At 59.2% G+C, this 10562-nt stretch carries 12 protein-coding genes; 2 read left to right on the forward strand and 10 right to left on the reverse strand.

What is annotated here, in order from left to right:
• Positions 1-122: 122 nt before the first annotated feature.
• The 7 genes from FHW37_RS25820 to FHW37_RS25850 all read right to left on the reverse strand — a co-directional run bounded on the left by FHW37_RS25820 (position 123) and on the right by FHW37_RS25850 (position 6194).
• Positions 123-608, reverse strand: a complete 486-nt coding sequence (locus tag FHW37_RS25820; protein ID WP_145641592.1) for a hypothetical protein — start codon at positions 606-608, stop codon at positions 123-125.
• A gap of 27 nt (positions 609-635) precedes the next feature.
• Positions 636-1163, reverse strand: coding sequence for a YidB family protein (locus tag FHW37_RS25825; protein ID WP_145641594.1), 528 nt, complete (start codon positions 1161-1163; stop codon positions 636-638).
• Positions 1164-1294: 131 nt separating this feature from the next.
• Positions 1295-3445: a catalase C gene (gene catE / locus FHW37_RS25830; protein WP_145641596.1), complete on the reverse strand. Its 2151-nt coding sequence runs from the start codon at positions 3443-3445 to the stop codon at positions 1295-1297.
• Between the two features lie 74 nt (positions 3446-3519).
• Complete coding sequence (locus FHW37_RS25835) at positions 3520-4023, reverse strand: ferritin-like domain-containing protein (RefSeq protein WP_145641598.1); 504 nt, start codon at positions 4021-4023, stop codon at positions 3520-3522.
• A gap of 46 nt (positions 4024-4069) precedes the next feature.
• Positions 4070-4561, reverse strand: a complete 492-nt coding sequence (locus FHW37_RS25840; protein ID WP_145641600.1) for a DUF3597 domain-containing protein — start codon at positions 4559-4561, stop codon at positions 4070-4072.
• A gap of 455 nt (positions 4562-5016) precedes the next feature.
• Positions 5017-5259, reverse strand: coding sequence for a hypothetical protein (locus FHW37_RS25845; protein ID WP_145641602.1), 243 nt, complete (start codon positions 5257-5259; stop codon positions 5017-5019).
• A 59-nt stretch (positions 5260-5318) separates the two neighbouring features.
• Positions 5319-6194 carry an alpha/beta fold hydrolase gene (locus tag FHW37_RS25850; RefSeq protein ID WP_145641604.1) on the reverse strand — a complete coding sequence of 292 codons (876 nt, stop codon included), beginning with the start codon at positions 6192-6194 and terminating at the stop codon, positions 5319-5321.
• A gap of 272 nt (positions 6195-6466) precedes the next feature.
• Here FHW37_RS25850 and FHW37_RS25855 point away from each other — a divergent pair, with 272 nt between their 5' ends.
• Positions 6467-7630 carry a zinc-dependent alcohol dehydrogenase gene (locus tag FHW37_RS25855; RefSeq protein ID WP_145641606.1) on the forward strand — a complete coding sequence of 388 codons (1164 nt, stop codon included), beginning with the start codon at positions 6467-6469 and terminating at the stop codon, positions 7628-7630.
• A gap of 109 nt (positions 7631-7739) precedes the next feature.
• Positions 7740-8318 carry a cysteine hydrolase family protein gene (locus tag FHW37_RS25860; RefSeq protein WP_145641608.1) on the forward strand — a complete coding sequence of 193 codons (579 nt, stop codon included), beginning with the start codon at positions 7740-7742 and terminating at the stop codon, positions 8316-8318.
• A 319-nt stretch (positions 8319-8637) separates the two neighbouring features.
• On the opposite strand, the gene FHW37_RS25865 is transcribed toward FHW37_RS25860, so the two are convergent.
• The 3 genes from FHW37_RS25865 to FHW37_RS25875 form a co-directional block, all read right to left on the reverse strand.
• The gene (locus tag FHW37_RS25865) at positions 8638-9366 is read right to left on the reverse strand and encodes a hypothetical protein (protein WP_145641610.1); all 729 of its coding nucleotides are present in this window, start codon (positions 9364-9366) and stop codon (positions 8638-8640) included.
• Complete coding sequence (locus FHW37_RS25870; protein ID WP_145641612.1) at positions 9363-10151, reverse strand: hypothetical protein; 789 nt, start codon at positions 10149-10151, stop codon at positions 9363-9365. Before FHW37_RS25870 ends, FHW37_RS25865 begins: the two co-directional genes overlap by 4 nt.
• Positions 10152-10244: 93 nt before the next feature.
• The coding region (locus FHW37_RS25875; RefSeq protein WP_145641614.1) for an integrase core domain-containing protein at positions 10245-10562 on the reverse strand (318 nt) is incomplete at its 5' end.

Below are 10562 nucleotides of genomic sequence, written 5' to 3' on the forward strand. Positions count from 1 at the left end.
GGATCCTCCTTTCCAATAGTCATCGTTCGATTTCTGAAGTCGCAGGGAAATCACGTTGAACTGCATGTAGTAATGCCGCCACAACAGCTCTCTCGACCCCTCGTTCGTCCTGTTTTCGAAGCTTAGCGGGTAAGTCCCCAGATATATCCCAGCATCGCGGCAACACCGACTGCCGCCAGCGGACGTGCCCGAATGCGGTCCTCAACGTCGCGAACGGAAGACCTGGCTTCTGCCTTCACGAGGTCTACGCCGCCCTCTACGACCTCCAGTAGGTTTTCTCTTAGGCGGGCGACGTCCCTGCGCAGAGCACGGACTTCCTCGCTGCCATCGAGGATTTCGGATTTGACAGGCGGTCGGCTCTGCAGCGCGTCGTCAACAAGGGGATAGTCGCGATCCCCGGCAAGGTCCGCGGCCCCCTCCGCCGGGTCTCCTGTTATGGTTTCCGCACTCCCAGTTGGGATTGAGGTAATCGTCGCGGACACGGGGTCGGACGCCGGGAAAGTGGCTTCCAGCCCATCGTCTAAAGCATCGGCGCTTGCCGTAGCGCGCTGCTGCTTTTGCTCATCCCGCATGGACTGGACGGCTGGCGAGTTGTTCTGTTCGGACATCGTGTTCTCCTTCTCGGAAGGTAGCGTTTATGCGTTTCGGCCGGTTGAAAGCGCGCTCGCCGAGTGGAGTATGTCCTCTTCACTCGGAACCCTGCCATCCGGCGTGAGGTCGTCCACGGCCTTCGGCAGGTCCCGCGTCAGCCGTTCGAGGATATCCTGGCGCGACAGTCCTGTCTTCGCAGTGAGCTCGTCAAGGACGTCCGGACCGAGCGCCTCGGAAAGCTGGCCCCGTTCAATAGGGGCGTTCGGCCCCGGCTGGACCCAGGTGTCTGCCTTATCGCCGTGACCATTCTGCTGAAACGTCTTCAAGAGGTCACCGAGGCCGCCGCTTAGGATGCCGCCGGTTGTCAGGCCTCCGAGCAAGTCTCCGAGGCCGCCTTGTCCACCGAAAAGACCACCCAGCCCGCCGTTCGCCTTGTCGTTCGGGCGAGATGCCTCGGCGTCTTGTGGTTGCCGGTTCTGGAGGCCGCGCAGCACCTCTGCGATCTTGTCCCGGTTCTGATAGCCTGCCACAGCAAGCGCGCCCAGCAGCGCTTTCATAGGTCCACTCATCATTGGTCGATCTCCTGGTTTGTCGCTTCGAGCGCTTTGGCGCTCCAAAGAACGACAACACTGAACGGCGTCCGTCGTTCCCGTGCTCTCTTAAAGGGTGGATGGCGCGGACATCCCTTGTCCGCGCCCCCTTTTCACTTGATCGGCGGCGACGCTTTACCAAGCTTGAGGGCCGGCTCTCGCCCCCAGACCCGCAGCTTACCAAGCTCGGATGCGAAGGCGGCAAGTCCTTCCTCTCCGGGGAGGACGATGGTGCCTTCATCGAGATCGTCGGCAATGCCGGCCTTTGCGAGAAGCGGAACGGCACTCTCGTCGTAGCCGATGAACTTGCAATGCTGGAATGCATCGGCCACGAAGTCTCGTGCAGTCGCTTCCTTCACCAGATCCTCCATCGCGGCCGGCGAGGCGAGGACGGCCACGGCGTCGAATAGCACCGATGGACCGCCGTCGATCATGTGCTGCGCCTCGATCCACGATCCGTCTGAGGCGGTCACACCTCCGACTTTCGGGGCGATCAGCTCCACCAGAGCCTTTTCCTTCTCGATCGCCGTCTTCAGCCCCTTGAGCAGCTTGGCATCGACTCCGTCGGTGACGAGCACACCAAGCTTGCGGCCCTCGAAACGCTTCGGTCCACGCTCGACAATGCTAAGGGCAGGAGAGGGCTCAAGATCCTGGCGCGTCGGCATCGCCGCGTCCGCGGCCTTAGGCATCGTCTGGATGCCGAGCTTCTGGGCGACCGTGGTGGCGAGCGTCTCGTCGATGTTCAGCAGGTGCGAGATCATCCGCTCTCGGATTGCCAAGGTTTCGACCTTGCTCAGCTCAAAGGTGAGCGCCATCGCGATGTGCCGCTGCTCCGGCGGCGTCTGGCTAAGGAAGAACTGACGTGCTTGGCTGTAGTGGTCGGCGAAGCTTTCCGGACGCAGCCGGACCTTCTGGCCATTCTCCTCGGCCGGGAAGTGGCGGTAGCCTCGCGCGGGCGACTCCCGCGGACCTTCCCCGAACGAATTCGGCTGGTAGTTCACCCGGCCGACTGGGTTGCGCATCGCCATATGCCCATCTTGTTGGAAGTTGTGGAAAGGACACTTCGGCGCGTTGATCGGGAGGTGCGTGAAGTTCGGACCGCCAAGGCGCTTGAGCTGCGTGTCGAGGTAGGAGAAGTTCCGGCCCTGCAGAAGAGGGTCGTTGCTGAAGTCGATGCCCGGCGGTACGTTCTGCGTCATGAATGCGACCTGCTCGGTCTCCGCGAAGAAGTTGTCCGGCATGCGGTCGAGGACGAGACGGCCGATCGGCTTCACAGGCAGGATTTCCTCAGGGATGATCTTTGTCGGATCGAGGACATCGAAGTCAAAGTTGTCGGCGAACTCCTGATCGAAGAGTTGGACGCAGAGTTCCCATTCCGGAAAATTGCCGGACTGGATCGACTGCCACAGATCGCGGCGATGGAAGTCGGGGTCGGCGCCGTTGATTTTGACGGCCTCGTTCCACGCGACCGACTGCAGGCCGAGCTTGGGCTTCCAGTGGAACTTGACGAATGTGGACTCGTGCTTCTCGTTCACGAACCGGAAGGTGTGGACGCCGAAGCCCTCCATGAAGCGGAAGGAACGAGGGATGGTCCGGTCGGACATGATCCACATGACCATGTTCATGCTCTCCGGCGTCAGGCTGATAAAGTCCCAGAAGTTGTCGTGAGCTGTCTGTGCCTGCGGAAAGGCACGATCCGGCTCCTGCTTCGCAGCATGGATCAGATCTGGAAATTTGATCGCATCCTGGATGAAGAATACCGGGATGTTATTTCCGACGAGGTCCCAGTTGCCTTCCTGAGTATAGAATTTGACGGCGAATCCGCGAACGTCGCGTGCGAGGTCGGCGGATCCCTTGTTGCCTGCCACTGTCGAGAAGCGGACGAAGACGGGCGTCTTCTCGCCTGCGCGCTGGAAGATGTCGGCGCGCGTGACGTCGGACAAGGATTCGTACGTCTCGAAGAAACCGTGGGCAGCGTAGCCACGCGCGTGCACCACGCGTTCCGGAATGCGCTCGTGGTCAAAGTGAAAAATCTTCTCGCGGAAGTGGAAATCGTCGACGAGAAGCGGACCTCGCGCGCCAACGCGAAGGGAGTTTTGGTCGTCGGCGACGGGTCCACCCTGCGAGGTGGTCAGCACGTCGTGGCCATCCTCGGCGATCTGGTGGAGCTCGCCGCCCGCGCCGCGGTGAAGCTGCTGATCATGGATGGTGACGTTGTCGGTAGAGGAGGTCGAGCTGGAGGCCCGTGTCGTACGCTTTGCCATGGTAGTCCTCGATGAGTGTGGTCGGATGTCAAAAAGGCCGCCCCGAGGGACGGCCTTTCAGAGATTGCGATGACTTAAGCTGCCTTGCTCTTGCCCTTGGCGTTTGCGGACGCCTTGGCGAGCTGCGTGAGCTTCTTGTCGGTGGCCTCTTCCTCGGCGAGGTTCGCCTGCAGCAGTGACACGGCGTCCTTCAGGCCGAGCTGGTTTGCCCACTCGATGAGCGTGCCGTAGCGGGCGATTTCGTAATGTTCGACCGCCTGGGCGGAGGAGATAAGGCCTGCATCGAGAGCCGGAGATTCCTTGAATTCCTCGATAATCTCTTCGCCTTCGGCGATGATGCCCTGGATCGCTTCACAGGTCTTGCCCCGTGCCGGCTTCCCGAGCAGTTCGAAAACCTGCTCGAGGCGTTCGATCTGGCCTTGGGTCTCGTCGCGGTGCTGCAGGAAGCCGGACTTGCCTTCTTCGGACTGCGCGGCGCGGGCCATCTTCGGAAGGGCCTTCAAGATCTGTTTCTCTGCGAAATAGATGTCCTTGAGCGTATCGAGAAACAGGTCGTCGAGCGTCTTGGCGGTTGCCATATCTTTTCTCCGTTAGTCGTGAAATTGAAGTTGAGAATGACTGCGATCAGTCGAGCAGGTCGGCCGGCACCGTTCCGCCATTTTCCGACAGCTTCTTCATGAGCGCCTTGTGAAGGAAGGTGTTCATCTTCGCGCTGTCGTGGACGTCTCCGGAATAACCCAGCTCCTGTGCAAGCTCCTTGCGCTCCTCAAGGCTTGCGTCCATACCGAGAGCCTTCATAAGGTCGACGATGGAGTGTCGCCAGTCGAGCTTCTGGCCTGACTTCTTCACCGCCTCGTTCAGGATCGTTTCGACATCGACGGAAGCCGGAGATGCTGAGCCCGAGGCTGCGCTGCCATTCTGGGACGGGTTGGGACTTGCCGGCTGGGCTGCGGACGGCGCCGGCTGGGCTGCCGCCGGGGCCGCCGCGGGCGTGGAAGATGCAGGCGATGACGACGCCGGCGAGGTCGCCGCGGCGGACGGGTTGGAAGCCTGAGGAGCAGGCGCGGCATTGGCTTCGCCAAAGATGGCGTGCTTGATACGGTCGAAGATGCTCAATAGATCCTCCCTTTGTGAGCGATAGAGGACGTTCTGCCAAGTTCAGGCACGAAGCGAGGCGCAGTCGCGCAGGCAAATCGTCAGATCACGTATCCGTGAGATCGACTAAACGTTGAGAGGAGAGAGCAGTTCCGGCGCGTGACTGTCTATCGGTGAAAGAAACGGATAGCGTACGGAATCGTACCAACAGATCTTTCTCCGGATTTTCTCGCTTTTCCCGCTAGAATGAAGGCTGCACCGACATTCCAGCGCCGGGAGCCGACCGTCGCCCGAGCATTTAACGAACCAAGACCATTCGAACCCGTTTTTGTCAGGGGGCGGCGAGAAGGGAGCGCCTTGTGGTCTCACAACTGGTCTATGGTACCAACGGGTAGTCGCGATGATATCTGTCGAGAAAGGCGTCGGCCGCCCCAATTCCCGATATCAGCCGTCTCTTCGTCCACCGAATTGGACCGTCACGCGAAGTCGCCAATCTTGCCAGACTGGAAGACAATTTCAGGGTCACCTCCCTCGCCCACCACCGGGTCGCCTTCACGCTTCCAGACGACCACGCCAGCGTGCCTGTCCGCCAAGGCGCGCGCCTCTTCGATCGCCGCCGCTTCGGTCGCCGCGGCGCGGGGTTCGAAAGCTCTCACCGGCTGGTCGTGTGCATCGAGGTCGAAGGCCAGCACGTACACGGTGACGAACGTTCCGGGCATCTGAAGACTCCTTGGATGTGAGCGGGGAGCGGCGACGTCGCCGCTTTCTCGCAGAAGCTCTAGTTCTGGAGGAATATGGCCAGTTCTCGGGCGACCGTCTCCGGATCCTCCCTCTGTGGAAAGTGGCCGACATTCTGGATCAGAATTCTGTCGAATGAGCCTGAGAACTTCTCGTGCAGGTTCTCGGACAGCTCCGACGGGTTGACGCCATCATCCCCTCCTTGAAAGTAGATCGTCGGAAGCGATAGCGACTGCGTTTCCCTGATGCGGTCTTCAAGCCAAACGCTTCGCGGATCGGGCTCGGCTTCACCCCAACGAACCCGGTAGCTATGGAGCGTTACCGCCATCCAGTCCGGATTGTCGAAGGACCGCGCGACAGCTTCGAAAGTCGCCTCGTCGAACCAGCCGTCAGGGCTCCAGTTCTCCCATTGTATTCGTGCGAAACCGTGCGGGTCCGCAGCGATCGCCTCCGAACCGCGCTTCGTGGCCATGAACCAGTGATACCAGTACCTCTGTGCTTGGCGAAACGGGGGCGTCTTTAGTCCGCCCATCCGCGGAAGGGAGGAAAGCAACGCCATCCGGTTGACGCGGTCTGGCCAGCCGATGGCTAGCGCCTCGGCTATGTTGGAGCCCCAATCGTGACCGACGACAGAAAAGCGCTCGATGCCGAGGCCGTCCATCAGAGCGATAGCGTCCATGGCGAGAACCGCACCATTCGCAGTGCGTAGCGCCTCGGAGTTAGCGAACATCGTGTCGCCGAAGCCGCGCAGGTAAGGCGCGATGAGACGAAGGTCGCGACCATGCAGGAGCGTCGAAACGTCCTTCCAAGTTGATGGGTCGTCGGGCCACCCGTGAAGCAGGAGAACCGGATGGCCGTGTTGTGCGCCGGTCTCGTAAAATGTGATGTGCAAGTCAGGCGTGTCGAAGTGCGGCATGAGAGATACCCCTGTCCGAAACCGTACGCTCCGGTTCGCTCCATGGAACTATGGGCATGCCCGGCTGTTCCTTGATCTGGGCAACACCGCCCCGAATTCCAAGGGGGCGCCATCAACGCACGATCATCATCTCCCATCAGGCGAAGAGCCTCGCCGCGGCGAGCGTGACCCTCGCAGGGTCCGTTCGGTCGGGTTCATATCAGAAGGAGAACATCCCAACAGTCCTAGTCGATCACTCTCCATTCAAAACGACAGCTCAAGGAGACAGCGAAATGAAAGCATTGACCTGGCATGGTAGCGGCGACATCCGATGCGAAGAAGTAGACGATCCTATAATCCAGCATGATCGCGACGCCATCATCAGGGTGACGAGCTGCGCGATCTGCGGCTCGGATCTCCACCTGTACGGCGGCTTCGTTCCGGGCATGCACTCCGGCGACGTCATGGGCCACGAAACCATGGGGGAAGTGGTTGAGGTCGGCCGTGGCAATTCTAAACTCAAGGTCGGAGACCGCGTCGTCGTCCCATTCACCATTTCCTGCGGCGAGTGCCGTCAATGCAAGTGGGGCCAGTTCTCGCTATGTGAACGATCGAACCCGAACGGCGCGATGCAGGCCAAGCAGGTTGGGTATCCCACGGCCGGCCTCTTCGGCTATTCCGAACTCTACGGTCGCTTCCCTGGAGGCCAGGCACAATACCTTCGGGTGCCGTATGCGGACGTCGGCCCGATCAAGGTTCCCGATGGGCTTTCGGACGAGCAGGTGCTCTTCCTGTCGGATATTTTCCCAACCGGCTACATGGCTGCGGAGAACTGCGACATCAAGCAGGGCCAGACGGTAGCCGTGTTCGGCTGCGGTCCGGTAGGCCTCTTCGCCATCAAGTCGGCTTTTCTGCTGGGTGCGGAACGGGTCATCGGGATCGACACGGTCCCGGAACGTCTTGCACTGGCGCAGCAATCCGGCGCCGAGACCCTCGACTATACGGACGAGGATCTCCAGCAGCAGATACTCGAGATGACGGGCGGCAAAGGTCCGGACGCCGTCATTGAAGCAGTCGGCATGGAAAGCCATGGGGCAGGTGGCATCATGGAAACGATGCAGACCAAGATTACGTCGACGGAACGTCCCTACGCGCTCAGCCAGGCGATCATGGCATGCCGTCCGGGCGGCGTCGTTTCGCTTCCGGGCGTATTCGTCGGCCCGGCCGTTCCCGCGCCGCTCGGCGCGTTTGTGGGCAAGGGTTTGACCCTGAAGACCGGCCAGACGCACGTGCAGCGTTACCTCCAGCCACTTATGGACCTCATCGAGCAGGGCAAGATCGACCCGTCGTTCATCATCACCCACCGCATCGGTATCGAGGAAGGGCCGGACGCCTATAAGACCTTCCGCGACAAGGAAGACGGTTGCGTCAAGGTCGTAATCAGGCCCAATGGCTGATCGAGGCATCAGAGGCGGCAAGGCTCAGGCGCTGCCGCCTCTTACCAGAACAACGACGACTATGCAGGCCTTCAGAGCGGAGAGCCAGATGACTGGCTTCGTGTGAATCATGACCGAATGGATCCATCTCTGTATCGACATGCAGTCGATGTTTGCCGAAGGGACGCCTTGGCAGGTCCCCTGGATGGCGAGCGTGTCGCCGGCAGTCGTCGAAGTCGCTGGCGAGCATCCGGATCGCACGGTCTTCACCCGCTTCGTTCCGCCGGAATCTCCCGAGCAGGTAACCGGTGCGTGGCAGCAATACTATAGGAAATGGGAGGTGATGACGCTCGAACGGATGGATCGCCAGCTCGTCGAGGTCGTACCTGAACTCGCGCGCTTCATCCCGCCTGCGAGGACATTCGACAAGATGACCTACTCGCCGTGGGTCGACGGCCGGTTGCATCGAATCCTGCAGGCGGAAGGGGTCGGCACCCTCGCCATCACCGGCGGCGAAACGGATGTATGCGTTCTAGCCGCCGTACTTGGAGCGATCGATCTGGGCTACTCGGTGAAGCTTCTCAGCGACGCCGTCTGCAGCGGGGCGGATCAGACGCATGATGCGACGCTACAACTCCTAGGAGATCGCTTCTCTGTGCAGGTGGAGGTGCTGACGAGCGACCAATTCCTAAGAAGGTCGAGCCGCTAAACCGGGAAGTGCCGAGAATCGAGGCTGCCCTGCTTCAGACGACGCCCTTATATCGTAGAACGCCTTTTGCTTCAGGCGACATTACCTATCGAACCTGGCGTGATTGAATTAGCACTCGTGATACCGAACGAAAAATCAATATGTCCGGACAGTGAGCCACCGGTTAGAGCAATCCACTGCGAAGTAGCTATAGGCGAATGGTACCTATCCCTCTCTTAGCGGTAGTGCTGAAAACCACTTTACATGGTCAAGGTGGCGGGGTGACAGCGCTTACCGCTCTGTTTGCTTATCGTTTAGCTACTCGCAGTCCACATCGGGCTTACCTCATTGGGGCTGGGGTAGGCGGCTTTGGTGTGGATCCTGGTTTGGGTCTTTTGGTAAAGTCGTATTTGTCCCTGAAAACAGCAGGGACGAATGAACGAGAGTCTGCCGACGATCGGAAGCCCGCCCGATTCAAGGGGCTTCCCCCAACACCCGGACTGAGGATACCATCCATTGAAAGTTCGTGATCTTTCCGATGATCGAACAAGCGCAACTTTCCGCGATAGTTCTCTGGCAGCACCCCTTCGAGATGTCGTTCGGCATCCATGTGTGACACCAAACTGGACACGACGATACTTTCGTATGTGGTCGGGCCTCTATCGAACAGCACGTGCGCAAGGATTGCTTCGATTTCCGTGATGGTGGCGATGGATTGCGCCATCACCACGAGCTGAGGCATATTGTGTGCTCCCTTTTCCGACAGTGACATCGAGATTGTGGTGCGATCGACCGTTCCTTTGACAAGGATGTCGGAGATCGGCCAAATGCATGAAACGACTACACGATAATCGTTGTCACGTAGCACCTTTATGGAAGGTTCAAGTACCAGCTCATAGTCTGCGACTGCAGCGACCGCATGGATCCCCTGAAGAGTAAGTGCGCCTTTGGATATGGCTTGTTCGGCAAGGTCCTTGGACAAAATTGCTGCAACTCGGGCGTATTCTTCCGGCTGTGTGGACGGATTGGAAAGCTCACCCAAAGCCAGAATCAATTCGTGAGATTTCACAGGACCTCGTCCTCTTCGCGATAATGCTCGAACCACATCATAAGCTGACCGGTCGAGATCTCGTCGTGCTCGTCGTACCAACCATCGAACTGATTGAGCATCTCGATGTTGCAAGGGACAATACGGAACCAGTCGTCGCCGCCAACGTCGGACCTCAGAGTCACGCCGTGAGCCTCGGCATCATCAGCATAGATTTCGAAGGACTCAAGCAGCGTAAAAAACGCGTGGAGCCGTATATCGTCATTGAGCATCGCAGGAGATTGGTATCGCGTCTCGTCGGCGATCTCGCTGAAAAGTTCATGGATGGAGTAGTCGCGCTTTAGAATCCACTTCGCAATAATATTGCGATGAAGGGCGATCCACACACTGCGTCGCTGACTTCCGGTGAGCCATGCCATCAACTCTTCGATACTGCCGTCTAAGGGAAGTAAGGCAGTTAGTCCGACGACTGGAGGGAATTCGACGATGTTGCATTCGACGTCATGCTCTGACAGCCATCTGGAGATACCTTCCGCATAACGTGGCGTGACGACGAGGAAGTACGAGGCCTCAAAGCCCTGTCGCCTATCAAGAACCTGTTGATTGTCGAAATCGGCCTTCAGAGCAAGTCTGTCAGTGACGCGACCTGACTTAATCTGAAAGTAGCAGATTTCCTCGCCTCGTCTCGTCATCAGATCGTCCACGAGGCACGCCAGTCCCTCTGCTAGATCGTAAGGATCAAGCCCCTCGGAATCTTCGGCAAACCATTCGAATGCCATCTCTAACGCCATACGGGTGATGAACATAACTTCGTATGATCGTCCGTCCGCGAAACCGTCTCCGCCCACTTGCTTGGCGGCGAATCGATGGAGTGCTCCCCGTTTCACCGGACAGGTCGGCTAGATTGATTTTGCCCTGATGAACTGCCGAGGGGAAGCCATCTTGAGCGCTGAATGTGGATGGATTTCGTTGTAGTCTTCGATCCATCCGTCGATGAGCCGGAGCGCCGTTTCGGCGTCCGGTAGTGCAGAGATGCGGATGTAATCCCGCTTCAGGGTTTTGACGAATGCCTCGGACATTCCGTTCGACTGCGGGCTGGCCACCGGCGTGAAGCAGGGCGTCAGATTGAGCGCCTGGGCAAATAGCCTGGTCTCCCGTGCTGTATAAGCCGAACCGTTGTCCGAGAGATGCTCGATAGCATGCGGGGCTCGGGTTGC

Origin of the sequence: Neorhizobium alkalisoli, assembly GCF_007829835.1 — a bacterium.
Taxonomy (GTDB): domain Bacteria; phylum Pseudomonadota; class Alphaproteobacteria; order Rhizobiales; family Rhizobiaceae; genus Neorhizobium.

Excerpts from the sequence above, each read along its gene's own strand:
- FHW37_RS25845 (WP_145641602.1), bottom strand. The coding sequence starts at position 5,259 with ATGCCCGGAACGTTCGTCACCGTGTACGTGCTGGCCTTCGACCTCGAT.
- FHW37_RS25860 (WP_145641608.1), top strand. The coding sequence starts at position 7,740 with ATGACCGAATGGATCCATCTCTGTATCGACATGCAGTCGATGTTTGCC.
- FHW37_RS25870 (WP_145641612.1), bottom strand. The coding sequence starts at position 10,151 with ATGTTCATCACCCGTATGGCGTTAGAGATGGCATTCGAATGGTTTGCC.
- FHW37_RS25850 (WP_145641604.1), bottom strand. The coding sequence starts at position 6,194 with ATGCCGCACTTCGACACGCCTGACTTGCACATCACATTTTACGAGACC.
- FHW37_RS25855 (WP_145641606.1), top strand. The coding sequence starts at position 6,467 with ATGAAAGCATTGACCTGGCATGGTAGCGGCGACATCCGATGCGAAGAA.
- FHW37_RS25835 (WP_145641598.1), bottom strand. The coding sequence starts at position 4,023 with ATGGCAACCGCCAAGACGCTCGACGACCTGTTTCTCGATACGCTCAAG.
- FHW37_RS25825 (WP_145641594.1), bottom strand. The coding sequence starts at position 1,163 with ATGATGAGTGGACCTATGAAAGCGCTGCTGGGCGCGCTTGCTGTGGCA.
- FHW37_RS25820 (WP_145641592.1), bottom strand. The coding sequence starts at position 608 with ATGTCCGAACAGAACAACTCGCCAGCCGTCCAGTCCATGCGGGATGAG.
- catE (WP_145641596.1), bottom strand. The coding sequence starts at position 3,445 with ATGGCAAAGCGTACGACACGGGCCTCCAGCTCGACCTCCTCTACCGAC.